This is a genomic window from Patulibacter sp. SYSU D01012, assembly GCF_017916475.1.
In the GTDB taxonomy this organism is placed as follows: domain Bacteria; phylum Actinomycetota; class Thermoleophilia; order Solirubrobacterales; family Solirubrobacteraceae; genus Patulibacter.
This window is the reverse complement of record NZ_JAFMTB010000002.1, coordinates 615,877-634,280: the sequence shown is the minus strand read 5'-3', so window position 1 is coordinate 634,280 and position 18,404 is coordinate 615,877. Positions and strand designations below refer to the sequence as shown.

Annotated in this window: 20 protein-coding genes and 2 tRNA genes; 9 read left to right on the top strand and 13 right to left on the bottom strand. The window is 77.2% G+C overall.

The annotated features are described in order from the left end of the window. The first annotated feature begins 2 nt into the window (after positions 1–2). On the top strand, positions 3–728 hold the full coding sequence (locus tag J3P29_RS12395; protein WP_210493739.1) for a tyrosine-protein phosphatase: 726 nt from the start codon (positions 3–5) through the stop codon (positions 726–728). A 37-nt stretch (positions 729–765) separates the two neighbouring features. Here J3P29_RS12395 and J3P29_RS12390 read toward each other — a convergent pair. Further along, positions 766–848: transfer RNA gene (locus tag J3P29_RS12390), tRNA-Leu, on the bottom strand. A gap of 104 nt (positions 849–952) precedes the next feature. Beyond that, positions 953–1,444, bottom strand: a complete 492-nt coding sequence (locus tag J3P29_RS12385; protein WP_210493737.1) for a hypothetical protein — start codon at positions 1,442–1,444, stop codon at positions 953–955. 72 nt (positions 1,445–1,516) lie between these two features. Here J3P29_RS12385 and J3P29_RS12380 point away from each other — a divergent pair. Beyond that, positions 1,517–1,598: transfer RNA gene (locus J3P29_RS12380), tRNA-Leu, on the top strand. Positions 1,599–1,615: 17 nt separating this feature from the next. On the opposite strand, the gene J3P29_RS12375 is transcribed toward J3P29_RS12380, so the two are convergent. The 4 genes from J3P29_RS12375 to J3P29_RS20785 are packed head-to-tail and all read right to left on the bottom strand — an operon-like array spanning position 1,616 to position 4,663. Continuing rightward, positions 1,616–2,359, bottom strand: coding sequence for a glycosyltransferase family A protein (locus tag J3P29_RS12375; RefSeq protein WP_210493736.1), 744 nt, complete (start codon positions 2,357–2,359; stop codon positions 1,616–1,618). Further along, positions 2,356–2,997 carry an SAM-dependent methyltransferase gene (locus tag J3P29_RS20790; protein WP_210493735.1) on the bottom strand — a complete coding sequence of 214 codons (642 nt, stop codon included), beginning with the start codon at positions 2,995–2,997 and terminating at the stop codon, positions 2,356–2,358. The genes J3P29_RS12375 and J3P29_RS20790 overlap by 4 nt, the downstream gene beginning before the upstream one ends. Continuing rightward, the gene (locus J3P29_RS12365; protein ID WP_210493733.1) at positions 2,994–4,007 is read right to left on the bottom strand and encodes an acyl-CoA/acyl-ACP dehydrogenase; all 1,014 of its coding nucleotides are present in this window, start codon (positions 4,005–4,007) and stop codon (positions 2,994–2,996) included. The genes J3P29_RS20790 and J3P29_RS12365 overlap by 4 nt, the downstream gene beginning before the upstream one ends. Beyond that, complete coding sequence (locus J3P29_RS20785; RefSeq protein ID WP_210493731.1) at positions 4,004–4,663, bottom strand: polysaccharide deacetylase family protein; 660 nt, start codon at positions 4,661–4,663, stop codon at positions 4,004–4,006. Before J3P29_RS20785 ends, J3P29_RS12365 begins: the two co-directional genes overlap by 4 nt. A gap of 415 nt (positions 4,664–5,078) precedes the next feature. Between J3P29_RS20785 and J3P29_RS12355 the strand changes: the two genes are divergently transcribed. Continuing rightward, complete coding sequence (locus J3P29_RS12355; RefSeq protein ID WP_210493730.1) at positions 5,079–6,902, top strand: ABC-F family ATP-binding cassette domain-containing protein; 1,824 nt, start codon at positions 5,079–5,081, stop codon at positions 6,900–6,902. Positions 6,903–6,956: 54 nt separating this feature from the next. Here the strand turns inward: J3P29_RS12355 and J3P29_RS12350 are convergent, their stop codons facing one another. Continuing rightward, positions 6,957–7,232, bottom strand: coding sequence for a hypothetical protein (locus J3P29_RS12350; protein WP_210493729.1), 276 nt, complete (start codon positions 7,230–7,232; stop codon positions 6,957–6,959). 70 nt (positions 7,233–7,302) lie between these two features. Beyond that, positions 7,303–8,784, bottom strand: a complete 1,482-nt coding sequence (locus J3P29_RS12345) for an arylsulfotransferase family protein (protein ID WP_210493727.1) — start codon at positions 8,782–8,784, stop codon at positions 7,303–7,305. Positions 8,785–9,195: 411 nt separating this feature from the next. Here J3P29_RS12345 and J3P29_RS12340 point away from each other — a divergent pair, with 411 nt between their 5' ends. Further along, on the top strand, positions 9,196–9,525 hold the full coding sequence (locus J3P29_RS12340) for a hypothetical protein (RefSeq protein WP_210493726.1): 330 nt from the start codon (positions 9,196–9,198) through the stop codon (positions 9,523–9,525). A gap of 55 nt (positions 9,526–9,580) precedes the next feature. After that, a complete protein-coding gene (locus tag J3P29_RS12335) occupies positions 9,581–11,053 on the top strand; it encodes an MFS transporter (protein ID WP_210493725.1) in 1,473 nt (490 codons plus the stop codon). Positions 11,054–11,201: 148 nt separating this feature from the next. Here the strand turns inward: J3P29_RS12335 and J3P29_RS12330 are convergent, their stop codons facing one another. After that, positions 11,202–12,515, bottom strand: a complete 1,314-nt coding sequence (locus J3P29_RS12330) for an alpha/beta fold hydrolase (protein ID WP_210493724.1) — start codon at positions 12,513–12,515, stop codon at positions 11,202–11,204. Positions 12,516–12,633: 118 nt separating this feature from the next. After that, entirely contained in the window at positions 12,634–13,113 is a 480-nt protein-coding gene (locus J3P29_RS12325; protein WP_210493722.1) for a hypothetical protein, read from the bottom strand. A gap of 96 nt (positions 13,114–13,209) precedes the next feature. Here J3P29_RS12325 and J3P29_RS12320 point away from each other — a divergent pair, with 96 nt between their 5' ends. Next, complete coding sequence (locus J3P29_RS12320; protein WP_210493721.1) at positions 13,210–14,199, top strand: helix-turn-helix domain-containing protein; 990 nt, start codon at positions 13,210–13,212, stop codon at positions 14,197–14,199. Beyond that, positions 14,196–14,426 carry a DUF1653 domain-containing protein gene (locus J3P29_RS19960; protein WP_210493720.1) on the top strand — a complete coding sequence of 77 codons (231 nt, stop codon included), beginning with the start codon at positions 14,196–14,198 and terminating at the stop codon, positions 14,424–14,426. Before J3P29_RS12320 ends, J3P29_RS19960 begins: the two co-directional genes overlap by 4 nt. Positions 14,427–14,568: 142 nt before the next feature. Here J3P29_RS19960 and J3P29_RS12310 read toward each other — a convergent pair whose 3' ends face one another. Continuing rightward, positions 14,569–15,228, bottom strand: a complete 660-nt coding sequence (locus J3P29_RS12310) for an NAD(P)-binding domain-containing protein (protein WP_210493719.1) — start codon at positions 15,226–15,228, stop codon at positions 14,569–14,571. A gap of 237 nt (positions 15,229–15,465) precedes the next feature. On the opposite strand from J3P29_RS12310, the gene J3P29_RS12305 reads away from it, so the two are divergent. Then, positions 15,466–16,437, top strand: a complete 972-nt coding sequence (locus tag J3P29_RS12305) for a WYL domain-containing protein (RefSeq protein WP_210493718.1) — start codon at positions 15,466–15,468, stop codon at positions 16,435–16,437. Positions 16,438–16,453: 16 nt separating this feature from the next. Here J3P29_RS12305 and J3P29_RS12300 read toward each other — a convergent pair whose 3' ends face one another. After that, positions 16,454–16,660, bottom strand: coding sequence for a hypothetical protein (locus J3P29_RS12300; protein WP_210493716.1), 207 nt, complete (start codon positions 16,658–16,660; stop codon positions 16,454–16,456). A 154-nt stretch (positions 16,661–16,814) separates the two neighbouring features. Here J3P29_RS12300 and J3P29_RS12295 point away from each other — a divergent pair, with 154 nt between their 5' ends. Then, positions 16,815–17,273 carry a GNAT family N-acetyltransferase gene (locus tag J3P29_RS12295; protein WP_210493715.1) on the top strand — a complete coding sequence of 153 codons (459 nt, stop codon included), beginning with the start codon at positions 16,815–16,817 and terminating at the stop codon, positions 17,271–17,273. Between the two features lie 64 nt (positions 17,274–17,337). On the opposite strand, the gene J3P29_RS12290 is transcribed toward J3P29_RS12295, so the two are convergent. Beyond that, a complete protein-coding gene (locus tag J3P29_RS12290) occupies positions 17,338–18,294 on the bottom strand; it encodes an alpha/beta fold hydrolase (RefSeq protein ID WP_210493714.1) in 957 nt (318 codons plus the stop codon). Positions 18,295–18,404: the final 110 nt, after the last annotated feature.

Here is an 18,404-nt window from a genome sequence, read left to right as displayed (position 1 = left end):
GCATGCAGGCGGTGCAGCGGCACCTCCGCTGGGAGGGCGCGTTCAACGTGCGCGACCTCGGCGGTCTGCGCACGCGGGACGGCGGCCGCACGCGGTGCGGGCGGATCGTGCGCGCGGACGGCCTGGACGGGCTGACCGCCCACGGCTGGCAGGCCGCGCTCGCCCACGGCGTGCGCACGGTGGTCGACCTGCGCAACGACGACGAGATCGTGCGCGACGCGGCCCCGCGCCCGCGCGCGATCACGACGGTGCACGTCCCGCTGGACGGGATCGAGGACCGGGAGTTCTGGGACGCGTGGTCCAGCGGCCCCCAGGTCGGGACCCCGCTCTACTTCCGGCCGCACCTGGAGCGCTTCCCCGAGCGGTCCGCCCGCGTCCTCACCGCGATCGCCCGCGCCGAGCCGGGAGCGGTGGCCGTGCACTGCGGCAGCGGCCGCGACCGCACGGGGATGGTGGCGCTGCTGCTGCTCACCCTCGCGGGCGTCGAGCCGGACGAGATCGCCGCCGACTACGCGCTGAGCGCCGAGCGGCTGCCGGCGCGCTACGCGGCCCGCGGCGAGGACGACATCACCGCGGTGCTCGCCACGTTCCTGGCCCGGCGGGGCACGACGGCGGAACGGGTGCTGAGCGAGACGCTCGAGGGCCTCGACGTCGCGGACCTGCTGCAGGCGCACGGCCTGGCCGCCGCCGACGTCGACGCGCTGCGCCGCCGCCTGCTGGCGCCGTAGGCCGGCGCCCGCCGGCGCCGAAGGTCGGCGCCGGCAGTACCCGGGGTGGGATTCGAACCCACATGCCCTTGCGGACAGCGGATTTTGAGTCCGCCGCGTCTACCGTTCCGCCACCCGGGCAGGTGCCTCGCGGATGCTACGCGGCCGGGGACCGGGAGGGCGGGCCGCCGGGCCGTGACGGCGTCGCGGCCCGGCGGGCGCGGTCCCGCCCGCGCAGCCGGACGCTAGGCCGTGACGGCGTCCCGGCGGCCGCGCCGGCCGCCCGCGGGCTCGTCGTCGTGCCGCTCGACCTCGACCTGCCAGTTCTGGCGGAAGGCGAGGACGGCCAGCACGATCACCACGACCTGGGCCGCGAGGATCAGGATCGTCATGAAGCCGAGCTGCGAGGACAGCCCCGGATCGTCGAAGCCGGGGGCGTCGCGGTCGTACCAGCTCTGGATCGACACGCCGGCGAAGATCGCCACGAACGTCGCCAGGCCCGCCGCCATCGGCAGCACGCCGCGGCTCCACCGCAGCACCTGCAGGACGAAGATCAGGTCGAGGACGACGAAGACGATCAGCAGCTGCTTGCCGTCCTGCATCAGGTCCCAGCCACGGGCGGCCGTGATCGCGATGAGAGCGGCCGACACGAGGAGGGCGACGACCACGAGCAGCCGCAGGAGCTTGCTCGACGCCTTCTCGCGGTTCGGCCAGGAGATGTTCGTTCCGCGCGCCATTCCGCCGGGCAGCCTACACTCCCACGGTCCCGCCGCGGCCGATATTCGACCGGCGGTAGGGAACGGCGCCGAGCGGGCGTGGTGGAATTGGTAGACACGCGGGCTTTAGGTGCCCGTGGCGCAAGCCGTGGGGGTTCGAGCCCCTCCGCCCGCATCGCGCGTCCCCGCCCCTCAGGTCCGACCGCTGCCGGCCAGGGCTGTGCCCGCGTCGGCCGCCAGGTCGACGGCCAGTCCGCGCGGCGTCCGGCCGACGGTTCGCGGGCTGGTGCGCACCACGGCGTCCGCCGCCCGCACCGTGCGCAGACCGGCGGCACGAACGGCGCGCAGCAGCGCCTCGTCCTCGAGCGCGTCGGGCGTGGGCATGCCGCCGACCGTCTCGTACGCGTCGACCGTGAGCGCCAGGTTGGCCGCGGCGAAGTGGTGGTGGGCGGCCCCCGGCTCGACGGCGCGGACGGCGCGCAGGCGCCCGCGGGCCCGCTGGCGCCGCCGGGCGACGGCCACGGGATCGGCGGGCTCGTCGCGGCGCAGCAGCACGTCGCCCGCGACGACGTCGGCGCCGCGCTCGGCGTGGCGCAGCAGGGCGGCGATCCATCCCGGGTCGGCGACGGAGTCGGCGTCCGTGCTGACGAGCAGCGTCGCCGGCGCGCCGGCGCGCAGGGCCCAGCGGGCGGCGCGATCGAATCCCACGCGCCGCGCCCACCCGACCCCGGCCCCGGGGCCGCGCAGCACCTCGTGCTCCAGGCCGCCGCGGGCGAGCGCCGTCGCGGCGATGCGTCCGGTGCCGTCCGTCGAGCCGTCGTCGACGAGGATCACCCGGGGCGGGACGGTCTGGCGGGCGAGGGCCGCGAGGCAGCCCGCGACGCGCTCCGCCTCGTTCCGGGCGGGGACGATCACGACGGCGCGGGCGGCGCTCACGCGCGGACGAACGCGTCGAGGAGGTACGTCGGCTGCTCGTCCGCGACGACGCGGCGCAGGTCGGGGCGCCCGCGGAGGACGTCGTGGGGCACGTGCCCCGGAAGGGCGTGGTCCGGCGCGTCGGGCGTCCAGTGCACCGCCACGAGCCGGCCTCCGGGCGCCAGCAGCCCCGCCAGCGCGTCCACCGTCCGGTCGAGGACGGGCCGGTCCAGGTAGTAGAGGACCTCGGACGCGACCACCAGGTCGAAGGCGCCCGGCGCGTCGGGCAGGTCGTCGGGGACGAGGCCCGCGCGGACCGCGACGTCGGCGTGTCCGGCGGCCGCCAGGCGCGCGCGGGCCAGCGCCACCGCGGTCGGGGCCGCCTCCAGGGTCTCGAGCCGCCGGCAGCGGGGCGCGAGCCGCGTGGTGAAGACGCCGTTGGCGCTCGCCAGCTCGAGCGCCCGGCCGAACGGCCCGGCGCCGCACGCGCGGAGGGTGCGCTCGTACTTCTCCGCCTCGTACGCGCTGCTCGCGAAGCCCCACGGATCGGCGTCGCGGCGCCACAGCGCCTCGAAGTCCGCGGGACCGAACGGGCGCCGGCCGCCGCGCTCCGCGGCGGCCGGGGCGGGGACGGGCGCTCCGGCGGACCGGCCGGTCACGCCGCGCCGATCGTCCGGTGGCCCAGCCGCACCGCGGCGGGCGTCAGCCGGTGCTGCAGCAGGAGCAGGTCCAGGTCGCGCCGGGCGCGGGCCGCACGGTCGTCGGTGGCGATCGCGTGGGACCCCGTCAGCTCGGCGGTCAGGCGCAGGATCTCGCGGGCGCGCTCGGTGATCTCCAGGCGGGCGTGCAGCACCGTGTCCGCCAGGTGCGGCGCGCCGGCGTCGACGGCGGCGCAGGCGTGTTCGAGCCAGCGGTCGACCGTCGCGTGGGCGGCGGCCACGCGACCGAGGAGCAGCGCCTCGGCGTCCGTCGCGCCGCGCGGACGCAGCGCCGCGCGGGTGCCGGCGACGACGGCGTCGAGCGCGCCCGCCCAGGACGCCGCGGTGCGCAGCGCGTCGCCGCTGAAGAACGGGTCCTCCAGGAGCGCTCCGGGCGCGCCGAGGACGGCCAGCACCGGGGCGTCGCGGAGCACGACGCGGTGGCTCTCGCTCGTCCGCAGCGCCGGCGCGGCGAACCACGAGCGGTCGACCTCCGCGGTGGCGGGGTCGGAGACGTCGACGAGCGCCGCGATCGCCGGGCGCCCGTCCGGGGTGTCGCGCAGCAGCACGAGCGCCAGCGCGACGACGCCGGCGCCCGAGCAGAACGTCTTGACGCCGCGGGCGACGGGCCGGCCCCGGCCGTCGCGGGCGAGCAGCGCGGGTGGACCCTCGTCGCCGCGCGGGTCCGCGCCCCAGACGCCGAGGGGGACCTCGCCGGCGGCCACCCGCGCGCGGAGCGCCGGCGCCACGTCCTCCGGCCGGTGCACGAGCAGCCGCTCGAGGGCGTTGCGGTGCCCGTCGAGGATCCGGCCGAGGCCGAGGTCCGCGGCGGCGACGGCCCGGACCCCCGACAGCTCGGCCGCGCGCCCGTCGAAGGCGTCGGCGGCCGTCCAGCCGGCGGCGACGAGCGCCGGCCAGTCCGCCGGGGTGGCGGTCGTCGCCCCGGAGGGCACGTGCGTGGCGACGCTCACGCCGCCAGCTCCATGCCGCGCGTCCGGACGACGGCGGCCGGCGGGTCGGGCAGCGCGAGGAGCGGCAGGTTCCGCGCGCGGGCCCACGCCGCCGCCAGCCCGACGAGCGCGACGGTGGCGTCGCAGCCGTCGCGCCGCGCTCCGGGACCCAGGGCGTCGTGGGCCAGGACGACGCCGCCGCGGGGGACGTCGCGGGCGACCGCGGCGAGCATCGTCGCCGGGGCGTCGCCGCGCCAGTCGTGGGTGTCGGCGTCCCACCGCACGAGCTCGAGCCCGCGCTCGGCGGCGACCGCCCGCGTGTCCGCCGTCGCCACGCCCCAGGGCGTCCGCCACCAGCGGGGAGACGCACCCAGCGCGTCGAGCGTGGCGAGCGCGCGGTCCGCGTCGGCGGCGATCTCCGCGCGGGTGCGCTCGGTGTGGCGCACGTGCTCGTCGGCGTGCAGCTCGACCCGGTGCCCGGCCGCGAGGGCCGCACGGACGAGCTCGGGCGCCCGGCGCGCCGCCGAACCGAGCACGAAGAACGTGGCCTGGACGTCGTGGTCGGCGAGGGCGCGCAGGGTCCGCGGGGTCCAGGTGCGGCACGGCCCGTCGTCGAAGGTCAGGTGCAGGGCGCCGGCGTCCGGTCCGGAGGCGGAAGGGCGGAGCGGCGCGGGCACGTCCAGGTCGTACCCGACGCGGCGCGCGACGAAACGACCGTTCGGGTTTCGGGCGTATGCGATCGGGTATCGAGGCCCGCTCGCCCGCTCGCCCGCTCGCCCGCTCGCCCGCTCGCCCGCTCGCCCGCTCGCCCGCTCGCCCGCTCGCCCGCTCGCCCGCTCGCCCGCCCGCCCGCTCGCCCGCCCGCCCGCTCGCCCGCCCAGTCGGTCGGTCGGTCGCCCGGTCGGTCGGGGCGACACGGGCGCGCGAGCCGGACGCGGCGCGACGGACGCACGCGGGCGCGCGTCCCCGGCGTCCGACGGCGCGCGGATCAGGCGGACGGCGCCGCGCGGCGCCCTGCCGCGCGGATCGGCGCCGACGCCGCGGCCCGTACCGCCCGTCGCCCGGCCCGCCGGACCCGCCACAATCGGGGGGATGGCCCCGCGCAACCTCGTCAACCTCAAGTCGGTCGACAAGGGGTACGCCAGCCGCTCCGTCCTGCAGGACGTGACCCTGGGCGTCAACGCCGGCGACCGCATCGGCATCGTCGGCCGCAACGGCGACGGCAAGTCGACGCTGCTGCGCCTGATCGCGGGCGCCGAGGAGCCCGACGCCGGCAGCGTCGTCCGCGTCGGCACCCTCGACATGGCGATCGTCGCGCAGGGCGACGAGCTCGACCCCGAGCGGACGATCCGCGACCAGCTCGTCGGCGGGCGCGCCGACCACGAGTGGGCCGGCGACGCGGCGTTCCGCGCGGTCCTGGACGGGCTGCTCGGCGGCGTCGAGATGCGGCGCTTCCCGAACGGCCTGGACACCGTCATCGCCCCGCTGTCGGGCGGCGAGCGGCGGCGCATCGCGCTCGCCAAGCTGCTCCTCGACGACCCCGAGCTGCTGCTGCTCGACGAGCCGACGAACCACCTGGACGTCGAGGCCGTGGACTGGCTCGCGCGCTTCCTCGCCGGCCGCAAGGGCACGATGGTCGTCATCACCCACGACCGCTGGTTCCTGGACGCGGTCTGCACCCACACGTGGGAGGTCGTCGACGGCACCGTGCACCAGTACGAGGGCGGGTACGCCGCCTACGTGCTCGCCCGCGCCGAGCGCGACCGCCAGGAGGCCGCGCGCGACGCCCGGCGCCGACAGCTCATCCGCAAGGAGCTGGCCTGGCTGCGCCGCGGCCCGCCGGCGCGCACGTCGAAGCCGAAGTTCCGCATCGAGGCCGCGAACGAGCTGATCGCCGACGAGCCCGCGCCGCGCAACGGCGTCGAGCTGCTGCGGTTCGCGACCGCCCGCCTGGGCGACAAGGTGCTCGAGGCGGAGGACGTCTCCGTCGCGTTCGGGGAGCGCACGCTGCTGCGGCACGCCACCTGGCGGCTGGGCCCGGGCGACCGCGTCGCGCTCGTCGGCGTGAACGGGTCGGGCAAGACGACGCTCATCAACGTGCTGAGCGGCGAGCTGGCGCCGACGGCGGGGCACGTCGACCGCGGCGCGACCGTCCGCATCGCCCACCTGTCGCAGGACACCGCCGAGATCCCGGGGCACCTGCGCGTGCTCGAGTCGCTCGAGGAGGTCCGCGGCACCGCGACGACCAGCGCGGGGGAGGAGCTGACCGCGGCGAGCCTGTGCGACCGCTTCGGCTTCCGCGGCGCGCGGGCCCGGACGCTGGTGCAGGACCTGTCCGGCGGCGAGCGGCGCCGGCTGCAGCTCATGCGCCTGCTGATGGAGGAGCCCAACGTCCTGCTGCTGGACGAGCCGACCAACGACCTCGACATCGACACGCTGACGGCGCTCGAGGACCTGCTCGACGCGTGGCCCGGCACCCTCGTCGTCGTCTCGCACGACCGCTACTTCGTCGAGCGCGTCACCGACGACGTCTACTCGCTCGCGCCCGACGGGTCGATCCGCCACCTGCCCGGCGGCATCGACCAGTACGTCGAGGAGCGCCGCGCGGGCGCCCCGGCGACCGGACCCGCCGGCGGCGCGGCGGCGCCCGCGGCCCCGGCCGGCGACGCGGGCACGGCGACGAAGGCCCGGCCGTCGGGCGCCGCGGTGCACGCGGCCCGCAAGGAGCTGGGCCGGATCGAGCGACGGCTCGAGAAGCTGGAGACGCGCGAGGCCGAGCTGCACGAGCAGATGGCCGCCGCCGCGATGGACCACGAGCGCCTGCGCGCGCTCGGGGACGAGCAGGCCGCGCTGGCGGGCGAGCGGGACGAGCTCGAGGCCGCCTGGCTCGAGGCGTCCGAGATCGCCGAGGGCTGAGGCGCCGGGCGGCGCGTCGGGGGCCGGGCCGGACCGCGCCGGTCGCCCGGCCGCTCAGCGCGGCCGGTGCACCACGCGCACGTCCACCCGCGCGGGGCGGGACGGCGCGGCGAGCGAGAGGAAGTCGCGCACGGCGCCTGCGTGCAGGCAGACGGGGCACGAGATCGCGTCCGTCGGCGTCAGCGCGCCCGGACCGGGCGACACCGGCGCGTCGCACGCCGGGCACGCCAGCGTGCCCGACCCGAGCAGCCCGACGTGGGCGTCGTGGCGGACGCTGCGGGCGCGCCGGCCGACGGGCTCTCGGTCGCTGAAGCCGCGCTGGATGCTCACCCGTGGGAGTGTGGCAGGGGCCGCGGAGCGGTCCGCCGGGACGCCGGATCCGGCCCGCGCCCGCGCCCCGTCAGGACCTCACGGTCCGCGACCGCGAGAGCACGCGCCCGGCGGCGTCGAGGGCCTCGACCGCGACGGACGCCGGCTTCCCCGCGATCGTCGTGGACGTCTCGAACCCGCGGCGCGGGACCGTGCCCACGACCGCCAGCGCGGCGGGCGACGCGCCCGCCAGGACGCGCCAGGACGCCACCTCGGTCGCGCCGTTCCAGCTCACCCACACCCGCGTGCGGCTCACGCCCTTCGCCGCCACGACGTCGGGCGTGGTCGTCGGGCGGCCCGTCCACGGGGCGCGGTAGGCGCGGTAGGACTCGTACCCCTTCGCGCGCATCTCGGCCTCGAAGACGACCTTCCCGTCGCGGTCGAGCTGCGTGATCCGGCGCGAGCCGCTGCCCCAGCCGACGACCATCTGGCCGTTCGCCTGGTCGTCGAGGTTGCCCTGGGTCGCCGAGGTCACCCGCGCGTCGGGGTGCGGGTACTCCGCCACCAGCGTCGCGGTCCCGGCCCGCTCGTCCAGCCGCAGCACGAGCCCGCGCGAGCGCGTCGTGCTCTTGTAGGTGCTCGTGTGGTTGTCGAACAGCGTCAGGGTGCCGTCGGCGCGGCGCTGGGCGTCGTGCTGCCACGAGAACGCGGCGCCCTTGCCCATCCGGAAGTCGCTCTTCCTTCCGCCCAGACGCCACAGCAGCTCGCCCGTGCGGCGGTCGATCGCGTAGACCGCGTGCGTGTGCCGGCAGGACGCCAGCAGCGTGCGCTCGTCCTGCGCGTACACCGAGTTCATGTGGAAGACGTCCCACGTCTCCTTCGCGTCGTCGGGCCGCGGGAAGTACGACTCCGAGAAGCGCACGTGGTCCGACATCCGCCACTCGAGCAGCGTCCGGCCGGTCGCCAGGTCGATCTCCTGGATGACGTTGTCGAAGATGCGCCCCGTCCGCGGGCCGCCGACGGAGCGCAGGTCCGCCGTGGTGTCGTCGTACGCCATGACGAGCGCCGTGCCCTGCGGGGTCAGGCGGAAGTCGTGGAAGTCCATCTTCAGCCCGCCGGTCATCCGGACGCGCCCGATCTCGTGGTACGCCTGGTTGAGCACCACGCCCTCGCCCGGGCCGTGGCCGCCGCTCGTCGTCCCCTCCCAGTACGTGAGCACCGGCAGGCCGTGCAGCGTCTGCACGCGGAAGTCGAACGGCGTCAGGCCCTGCTTCGTGCCGTGGAAGTACACGAGCTCGCCGTCGACGTCGAACATCGTGGGGCCGCTGCGCGCCTCGTCCATGCGCCGGCGCCGCCAGTTGCCCAGGGCGAGCTTCGGCGCGACGGTGAAGACCCCACCGGGCCGGGCCGCCGCGCTCGTGCGGGTGACGACGACCTCGACCGGGCGGAGGTCCGGGCGGGTGACGTAGCGCTGGTAGGTGCGGGGGTCGGCGGCCACGGCGCGCCCGGTGCCGGCGGCGAGCGCGGTCTGGGCCCCGATGAGCAGGGCCGAGCCGCGGGCGGCGGCGCGCACGGCCGTGCGACGGGTCGTGCGCGCGGGGGCGGCGGGGCGGGACGGTGATCGGTCGGGCACGGGGTCTCCGGGAGCGGGGTCCGCCGCATCCTTGCGGGTCGCCCCGGGCGGCGCGGCACTTCGCCGCGCATCGTGGCGCGTCACCGCTCGCGCTCGCTGGCGTGGGCCTCCGCCGTCGGCGGCCGGAGTCAGTCTCGTCGCTGGCTGCTGGAGCCGGCCGCCGACGGCGGCCTGGGGTCGGCGCGATCGGCGGCGCACGCCCGGGCGGGCCGGGCGTCAGCGCCGCGGCGGCGGGCCGACGCGGCGCCGCGGGGCGTCCGGCGCCGGACGCCCCGCCGCGGGCCGGTGGCCGGCCGCCGACGTCCTCCCGCCCGAACGGGCCGCCGTCGGCCGGGCGCTAGGGTCGGCCGGGTGCCGACGGATCCCTGGCTCATCTGGATCGCGAAGCTCGACGAGGCCGGCGAGGACGGCCGGCGCGACGTCGAGGTGCCCGCCGACTTCGGCGGCCTGGACGAGGACGCGCTGCTGATCGTGCAGTCCCGCTGGACCCGCGCCTTCGACGTGCGCGAGGTCGAGATCGCGGCCGAGCCGGGGCGCGTGCGCTTCGGCGGTCTCCGGGTGCTGCCGCACGACGACGCCGAGGACTTCGAGCGGCGCGCGTCGGCGATCCTCGAGGACGTCGCGCTCGCCGTCTCGCGGGGGCTGACGCTGGGCGACGAGATCGCTCGCGGGCTGATCTGACCGCCGTGGCGGCCGTCGGGGGACGGTCGTTAGCTTTGCCCCTACAATCAATCGGGTGTCGTCCGCGCCGCCGCCCGCCCGTGCCTTCGTCCCCGGTCTGCTGTTCATCGGGATGGTCGTCTCGATCATCAGCTCGCTCGGCGCGCCGCTGATCCCGACGCTCGCCCGCGACCTCGGTGCCTCGCTGGGCAGCGCGCAGTGGTCGCTGACGGCGACGATGCTCGTCGGCGCCGTGGCGTCGCCGGTCGTCGGCCGGCTGGGCGACGGCCCGTGGCGGCGCGAGGTGCTGCTGCTCTGCCTGGCCTGCGTGACGGCCGGCGGCGTGCTGGCGGCGCTCGCCGGGTCGCTCGGCGTGCTCGTGATCGGCCGCGCCCTGCAGGGGATGGGCCTGGCGCTCATGCCGCTGACGATGGCCGCGGCCCGCGACGGGCTCCCGGCCGCCCGCGCGCCGCGGGTGATCGCCACGCTGTCGGTGACCACGGCCGTCGGCGTCGGGCTGGGCTACCCGCTGACGGGGCTGATCGCCGAGCAGCTCGACGTCGCCGCCGCGTTCTGGTTCGGCGCGATCACGAGCGGCCTGGCGTTCCTGATCGCCCTGGCGGTGGTCCCGAGCACGCGGCACCGCCCGTCGCCGGGACGTACGGACGTGGTCGGCGCGGCGCTCGTCGCGGTCGGCCTGGTCGCGCTGCTGGTGGCGCTCGAGAAGGGCGCGGACTGGGGCTGGGCGTCGGGCACGACGCTGGGCCTCGCGGCGGTCGCGGTCGTCTTCCTGGCCGCGTGGACGGCGCACGAGCTGCGCACGGACGAGCCGCTCGTCGACCTGCGGCTGCTGCGCCACCGCGCCGTGCTGACGGCCAACGTCACCGGCCTCGTGGTCGGGACGGCGATGTACCTGAGCATCACGCTGATCACCCAGGTGGTGCAGCGGCCCGACGGCCTGGACGAGAGCGTCTTCGTCGCCGGTCTGGTGCTCGTCCCGTTCTCGGTCACGAGCTTCCTGTCCAGCCGCTGGCTCGGCCGCATCCAGGCGCGGACGGGCGTCCGGGCGACGCTCCCGATCGGCTGCGCCGCGCTCAGCCTCGCCGCGCTGTTCTTCGCGGTGACCGGCGACGCCCTGTGGCAGGCCGCCGTGACGATGGCGCTGTTCGGGATCGGCGTCGGGCTGACGTTCGCGGCGATGCCGGCGTTCATCGTCGGCGCCGTCCCGCGCGAGGTCACGTCGAGCGCGATGAGCTTCTACCAGGTGACCCGCTACGTCGGCTTCTCGATCGGCTCGGGCCTGGCCGTCACGCTGCTGCGGGCGTTCGGAACGGACGGCCGTCCCGACCTGGGCGCGTACTCCGACGTCTTCGTCGTCGCCGTCGTCCTCGGCCTGGCCGCCGCCGTGCTGGCGTGGGTGCTGGCCGGCCGCACGCCGGGCGACGACGCGCACCGGGCGCCGTCGGCCGCGCTGCGCGAGCGCGAGATCGAGGAGGGCGAGGTCGGCGCGGCCGGCGGCGCGCTGCTCGAGGGCCCCGTCCCGCGCTGACCGCGGGGCGGCCGCCGCGGCGGCGGCCGCCGAGCCGCAGTCCTCGGGATCACCGCCGCCTGGACCCCGGCCGCCCGGGTCGCCGGCGCCACGGCGGGCCGCCCCGGCGCGGGGGAAGGGCCGGCCGATCAGGCGGTCCCGGTCCCGGTCAGGCGATGCCGCCGCCGTGCTCGGCCACCGTCGTCATCAGGCGGTCGAGCACCGCGCCGCCGCCGGCGCGCAGGCCGTCGTGCTCGTACTCGTTCGTCACCCAGGCGTGGACGTTGCCGACCGCCTCGGCCGTCTCGAGCGACAGCCCGGCGTCGACGTACATGTCGTCGTGGTAGACGGCGGCCGCCACCGGCACCTCGTTGCGCGCGAGCCGCTCGGGCGCGTAGAGCGCGGGCCACGACTCGCGGGCGGCGAGCGCCTCGGCGGCGGCCCGGAACGGCCGCAGGGCCCGGAGCTCCTCGAACATCCAGGGGAACATCGTCTCGCCCGTCAGCAGCAGGGGGCGGGCGTCGGGCGCGAACTCGGGGCGGCGGGCCCGCTCGCGCTCCGCGGCCCAGCCCGGCGTGACCGCGCCCTGGTGGTAGATGACCTCCTGCAGCACGGCGTAGAGCGGGTTCTCGTCGTAGCTCGTGGCCCGCATGGCGGCGGCGAGGAACGCGGGGGAGAGCTCGGCGCGCCCGTCGGGCCCGTCCTCGGGGTCGAAGGCCTCGTCCAGCAGCCAGTGCACGTCCTCGTAGCCCGTGCTCATGCCGAAGCCGGCGCCGAGCAGCTGCAGGCGGCGGACGGTCAGCTCGTCGCCGTCGGGCAGCCGCACCGGCTCGGCGGCCAGGCGGTCGGCCACGGCCGCCAGGCGCGCGGCGTCGTCGGGGTAGCGGGCCCGGAACGCGCGGTTCTTCGCGACGATGCGCGGGAACGTGCGGCGGTAGACCTCGTCCGCGTCGGCGTGCAGGCCCGCGAGGCCGCCGGTGACGTAGCACGCGCGCAGCGACTCGGGATGGAGCGACAGGTACGTGAGGGTGAGGAAGCCGCCGTAGCTCTGGCCGAGCGTCTCCCAGCGGTCGACGCGGAAGACCTCGCGCCGCAGGTGCTCGGCGTCGCGGACGATCGCGTCGGCGCGGAAGTGCGCGAGGTAGTCGGCCCCGGCGTCCCCGTCGCCCAGGCGCGCCATCGTCCGGGCCGTCACCGGCGTCGAGCGTCCCGTGCCGCGCTGGTCGAGCAGGATCACGCGGTGGGTGCGCAGCGCGCGCGGGATCCACGACGTGCCGGGGCGCGGCCGCGGGCCCTTGCCACCGGGGCCGCCCTGCAGGAACAGCAGCAGCGGCAGGTCCGCGTTGCGGCGCGCCGGGTCGACGAGCTCGCGGGCGAAGAGCGTCAGGCGGCGTCCGTCCTCGGGGCGGTCCCAGTCGAGCGGCACCGGCACCTCATGGTCCCGCACGTGGATGCCCGGCATGGTGGCGGTCCCGACGATCATGCCGTCGAGTATCGCGCCGGACCCACGCCGCTCGCGGACCGGCCGGGCACGGGGCGGGCGGCGGACTCACCGCGCCGGCGGAGCCAGGCGGCGCAGGGTCCGGAGCCCGAGGCCGCGGTCACGCGCCGGTCGTCGATCCGGGGCGCACGATCATCAGCACCGTCACGGCGACCCACAGCAGGTTGAAGACGCCGGCGGTCATGGCCAGCGGCGCCGTCAGCGCGCGGGCGGCCGGCGCGTCGAGCCCGGCCGTCGCGCCCCAGGCGCGGGTCATCACGCGCCGCTGGGCCGGCAGCACCCGCAGGGCCAGCACGCCGGCCGCGACGACGGTCAGGCCGATCGAGGCGAGCAGCCACGCGTCGCCGAGCACGCCCAGGCTCGCCGCCGTCGCCAGCCCGAAGACCGGCACGAGGACGCCCAGCGCGGCGTACGCCCGGCAGATGCGGTGAAGCGACGCCAGCGTCGCGGCGGCGCCCTGGTCGTGCGGGTCGGCGAGCGCGGCCCGGGCGGCGCGGGGGAAGGCGCTGGCGGCGACGGTGACGGGCCCGATCGCGACGATCGCGGCGACGACGTGGATGCTGAGCAGGAGCTTGGTCACGGGCTCGCGACGCTATGCCGGGCCGGACGCCGCCGCCAGTGGCCGGAACGCCGTTGTGCGACGTATTCGCGCCACGTGGTCCGGTACCGTGCCGGCATGCGCACCGTGGCGGTCGTGGCCTTCGACGGGGTGATCGTGTTCGACCTGGCGACGGCGGTCGAGACCTTCGGCTTCGCCCGCCGCCCCGACGGCGGTCCCGCCTACCGGGTGCGGGTCTGTGCGGCCGCGGAGGAGGTCTCCGCCGGCGCGTTCGCCCTGCGTGCCCCGTGGCGCCTGGACGCCCTCGCCGACGCCGACACCGTCGTCGTCCCCGGGGTCCGCGACCCGCTCGCCCCGGTCGACGATGCGCTGCTGGACGCGCTGCGCGCCGCGGCCCCCCGCGCGCGGATCGCGTCGATCTGCACCGGCGCCTTCGTCCTGGCCGCGGCCGGGCTGCTCGACGGCCTGCGGGCGACGACGCACTGGGCCGCCGCCGAGCTGCTGGCGGCCCGGTTCCCGCAGGTCGCCGTCGATCCCGACGTCCTGTACGTCGACAACGGGGACGTGCTGACGTCGGCCGGCGCGGCGGCGGGCCTGGACCTGTGCCTGCACATGATCCGTCGCGACCACGGCGCCGCCGTCGCGGCCGACGCCGCGCGCGCCGCCGTGATGCCGCTCGAGCGCGCGGGCGGCCAGGCGCAGTTCATCGTGCACCGGGCGCCCGACGCGGACGGCGGCAGCCTGGCGCCGCTCCTGGCCTGGATGGAGGAGCACGCCGGCGAGCGCCACACGCTCGAGGCGCTCGCCGCCCGCGCCCACATGAGCCCGCGCACGCTCAGCCGCCGCTTTCGCGAGCAGACGGGCACGACGCCGCTGCAGTGGCTGCACCGCGCCCGCCTGCGGCGCGCCCAGGGCCTGCTCGAGACGACGGACGAGCCCGTCGAGCGGATCGCCGACCTGGTCGGCTACGGCTCGCCGACGGCGTTCCGCGAGCGCTTCCGCGCCCTGTGCGGCACCAGCCCCCAGGCGTACCGGCGCGCGTTCCGCGGCGGCGGGGCGCCGGCCGCGGCGTCGCCGGCCCCGGTCCTGGCAGGATCGGCGGCGTGACCCCGTTCGATCCCGCCGCCCCGATCGCCCCCGGCCGCTACCGCCACTACAAGGGGCCGGAGTACGAGGTGCTCTTCGAGGCGCGCCACTCCGAGACCGAGGAGCCGCACGTCGTCTACCGCGCGCTCTACGGCGAGCGGGGCCTGTGGATCCGGCCGAAGGCGATGTTCTGCGAGACGGTGCAGGTCGACGGGCGCGTCGTGCCGCGGTTCGCGCCCGTGGGCTGACGCCCGGCGGCGCGGTGCGGCGCCCGCCGCGGGATGGCGTCCGGCCCGGTGACCGCGCGGCGACGCCGTCCGGTCCCGGGGCCGCGTGGCCGCGCCGGCGACGGCCCCGCCGGGACGGAGCCGACGCCGCGGGCGGGGAGGCTCAGGCCGAGAAGTCGGCGGGACGGTCCGGGCTCGCGGCCGCGAGGGCCTCGCGCAGGGCGTCCGCGCCCAGGTCGGTCCCGTAGACCGGCGTCCCCGGCTGCTGACGCCACGACTCGTCCAGGCCCCCCGCGTCGACCGGGTCGAAGCCCAGGTCGTCGACGAGCTGCAGGACCTTCGCCTTCGCCGCGCCGTCGTCGCCGGCGACCGGCAGGGCGATGCGCTCGGGGTCGCCTGCGGGCCGGCCGTGCGTGCGGATGTGCGCGGCGTAGATGTTGTTGAACGCCTTGATCACGGGGCGTCCGAGCTGCTGCGCCGTCCAGGCGCTCTCGGGCATGCCGCCCTCGATGGCGTCGATCCGCCCGTCGCGCTGCTGCGGGTAGTAGTTGTTCGTGTCGACGACGACCGCGCCGGGGGCGGCGCCGTCCAGGATGCCGTCGGGCAGGTCCGGCACGTTCTTGGCGGGGATCGTCACGACGACGATCTCGGCGCCGTCCGCGGCCTCGGTCGCGGGCACGGCCGTCGCGCCGGTCTCGTCCGCCAGCTCGCGGAGCGTCTCGGGCCCGCGGGAGTTGGCGACGCGCACGTCGTGCCCGAGCTCCGTCAGCCGGTGGGTGAGGGCCGAGCCGATGTGGCCCGCGCCGATGATGCCGATCTTCATGGGTGCCTCCGTGGGGGTGGCCGTACCCCTCCGACGCTACGCGCCCGCGCCGGCGACCCCGCCGGGACGCGCGGATCGGCGCGGCGCGCCGGCGGGACGGGGCGGCGGGCCCACGGTCGCGGGGGCGGCTGGCGGTCGTTCCGCGCGGGGAAGGTCCGGCCGGCGGGTCGCGGCCCCGCACCAGACGGCGATCGAAAGCGGTCACGTCCTGTCCGCTGTGACTGCCACGCTGCGCGCATGGCGGACCCGACGACCCGGATGCTGCGGCTGCTCAGCCTGCTGCAGACGCACCGCTTCTGGCCCGGGGGCGAGCTGTCGGGGCGGCTGGGCGTCAGCCCGCGGACCCTGCGGCGCGACGTCGAGCGCCTGCGCGAGCTCGGCTACCCCGTGGCGGCGACCCGGGGCGCGGCGGGCGGCTACCGCCTGGAGGCGGGGGCCGACCTGCCGCCGCTGCTGCTGGACGACGACGAGGCCGTCGCGATCGCCGTCGGCCTGCGCAGCGCCGCCGGGGGCGCGGTCGCGGGCATGGAGGAGACGTCGGTGCGGGCGCTCGCCAAGCTCGAGGGGCTGCTGCCGACCCGGCTGCGCCGGCGGGTGCACGCGCTCGGCGCCTACACGGTGCCGCTGATGCGCACGCAGGGGGTGCGCGTGGACGCCGACACGCTGACGACGATCGCGGCGGCCTGCCGCGACGACGAGCGCCTGCGGCTGCGCTACCGCCGGCGCGACGGCGAGGAGCGGGACCGCACGGTCGAGCCGCACCGGCTCGTGTGCGTGGAGCGTTACTGGTACCTCGTCGCCTGGGACCTGCACCGTGAGGACTGGCGGACGTTCCGCGTGGACCGGATGGGCGACGTGCGCGCGTCCGGCACGCGCTTCGTGCCGAAGGAGCTGCCCGCGCCGGACGCGGCGACGTTCGTGGCGCGATCGCTCGGCGCCAGCCCCACGCGCTACGCGGTGGACGCGACGGTCGAGGCGCCGGCGGCGGTGGTCGCCCAGCAGGTGCGGCCGTTCCGGGGGACGGCGGAGCCCGAGGGCGAGGGGCGCTGCCGGCTGCGGATGCAGGGCGACTCGCTGCCGTGGCTCGCCGCCGCGCTGGCGCTGCTGGACGCCGACTTCACGCTGCACGGGCCGCCCGAGCTGCAAGCGTGGCTGGACCGGCTCGAGGGCCGGCTGGCGTGCTCCCGCGAGCGGGCGGCGGCGGACTGACGCGCCGCGCCGACGGTCAGTCGCGGGCGATCCGGTGGTCGTGCTCGCGGAGCAGCGGCGTCACGTGCTCGGCCTGGTCCAGGACGGGGGCCACGATGCCGTGGCGGGGACGGCGGCCACCCGCATCGCGGCGGTCGGCGCGGCGCAGCTGTCGTCGTGCGGCGATGACGCGCTGGATCTCCTGGGCGGTGACGACGGCATCCTCTCGGTCGTGGGCGAACATGGATTACGTCTACCCGCGATCGCGACCGCGAAACCCCACGGGGGTATGGTCTGGTGGTCGGACCTTCACCGCTGAGCGCCGGCTCTTCCCGCCTCCTGTTGATGGGGGCATCACCGCCGCCGCGCCGCGCGCGCCCGGGGGCTAGCCTGCCCGCATGAGCACGCCTGCCCCGTCGGTCCGTCCGCTGCGTCCCGCCGACCGCGAGGCCTGGCAGGCGCTGTGGGACGGCTACCTGCGGTTCTACCGCGAGGACCTCGATCCGCACGTCACCGACGTCACGTTCGGCCGGCTGTGCGCCGGCGAGGACGCGATGTTCGGGCTGGTGGCCGTCGACGGAGAGGATCGTCCCGTGGGCTTCGCGCACGCGCTGCTGCACGGCTCCACCTGGTCGCCCGCGGGCTACTGCTACCTGGAGGACCTGTTCGTCGGCCCGGCCGCGCGGGGCGGCGCCGCGGGCCGCGCGCTCATCGACGCGACGGCCGCCGAGGCCCGCCGGCGCGGCGCCACCAAGCTGTACTGGCACACGCAGAGCTACAACGGCCGCGCCCGCTCGCTGTACGACCAGGCGGGCGCGCTGTCGTCGCAGGTCGTCTACGAGCGCGAGCTCGGCTGAGGGCCGGCACCCCGCCGGTCCGTCGCCCCGCGCCGGCGGCCGGGGCGACGGACGAGCCGGGGCGCTACAGCACCGGCGCCTTCGGCAGGCAGGGCACGGTGCGCGCCGTCGACGGGTCGAGCGCGTTGGTCACGAGCCGGGCGATGCGCGGCCCGTAGGTCATGCTCAGGTGGTCGCTCAGGTCGATCGCGCAGCCGTCCTGGATCGTGACGTTGCGGACGGTCGCGCCCGGCCCGGCGGTCAGGAACGTCGAGCGGTACGGCGTGGTGACCTCGTCGTACTTCGTGGCGATCGCGGTGTAGTCGATGCCCGGCTCGGTGTCGCCGCCGGCGTTCAGCTCCGCGATGAACGGCGCGTCCGTCGTCTGCTGGAGCGCCGCGGTGCCCAGGAGCGGCTCGGCGGCGCCGAGCAGGCCCAGCTGGCGGCCGAGCGTCGCGATGCCGGAGAGGGTCGTGCCGTGGTTGGTCGCACCGATCGTCACCACGCGGCGGACCGCGTTGCGCGACGGGTCGGCGGGCGTGGCGCCGCCGGCGAAGCGCAGGTACTGCCGCGCGACGATGCCGCCCTGCGAGTGGCCGACCAGGTCGACCTGGGTCGCGCCGGTCCAGGCCCGGACGCGGTCGACGTAGGCGCCGAGCTCGCGGGCCGAGTCGCGGATGTCGCCCGTGCCCTTCATCGCCGGGACCAGGCCGGCCAGGCTCTTCGCGTCGTCGCCGTAGTTCAGGGCGAACACGCAGTACCCGGCGTCCTTCAGCCGCGGGGCCAGCGACGCCCAGTTGTCGTAGCGGTTCTCCCACGTGCCGTGGACGAGCACCACGGGACGCGGGTGGGCCGCGGACGGGCGGCACGTCGGGTCGTTCGCGCCCGGCGTGTCGAGCTCCGGCGCGATCAGCGAGGTCGCGAACGCGGCGGCGAAGCTCTCGGACCGGGGACCGGTCGCGGCTGATGCGCCGGCCGTCCCGGTCGCCACGACGGCGAGGACGGTGGCGACGAGGACGGCGGCGCGGGTGCGGATCGGCATGGGGGTCTCCTGGGTCGGCGCCGGGGACGGCGCGTGGACGGGTACGCCGGCGTCCGCGGGAGAGGGGAACGGGCGCCGGCGCCCGCGAGCCTACAGTGCACACCTGTTCC

Excerpts from the sequence above, each read along its gene's own strand:
- J3P29_RS12395 (WP_210493739.1), top strand. The coding sequence starts at position 3 with ATGCAGGCGGTGCAGCGGCACCTCCGCTGGGAGGGCGCGTTCAACGTG.
- J3P29_RS12385 (WP_210493737.1), bottom strand. The coding sequence starts at position 1,444 with ATGGCGCGCGGAACGAACATCTCCTGGCCGAACCGCGAGAAGGCGTCG.
- J3P29_RS12355 (WP_210493730.1), top strand. The coding sequence starts at position 5,079 with ATGGCCCCGCGCAACCTCGTCAACCTCAAGTCGGTCGACAAGGGGTAC.
- J3P29_RS12330 (WP_210493724.1), bottom strand. The coding sequence starts at position 12,515 with ATGATCGTCGGGACCGCCACCATGCCGGGCATCCACGTGCGGGACCAT.
- J3P29_RS12320 (WP_210493721.1), top strand. The coding sequence starts at position 13,210 with ATGCGCACCGTGGCGGTCGTGGCCTTCGACGGGGTGATCGTGTTCGAC.
- J3P29_RS12310 (WP_210493719.1), bottom strand. The coding sequence starts at position 15,228 with ATGAAGATCGGCATCATCGGCGCGGGCCACATCGGCTCGGCCCTCACC.
- J3P29_RS12305 (WP_210493718.1), top strand. The coding sequence starts at position 15,466 with ATGGCGGACCCGACGACCCGGATGCTGCGGCTGCTCAGCCTGCTGCAG.
- J3P29_RS12300 (WP_210493716.1), bottom strand. The coding sequence starts at position 16,660 with ATGTTCGCCCACGACCGAGAGGATGCCGTCGTCACCGCCCAGGAGATC.
- J3P29_RS12295 (WP_210493715.1), top strand. The coding sequence starts at position 16,815 with ATGAGCACGCCTGCCCCGTCGGTCCGTCCGCTGCGTCCCGCCGACCGC.
- J3P29_RS12290 (WP_210493714.1), bottom strand. The coding sequence starts at position 18,294 with ATGCCGATCCGCACCCGCGCCGCCGTCCTCGTCGCCACCGTCCTCGCC.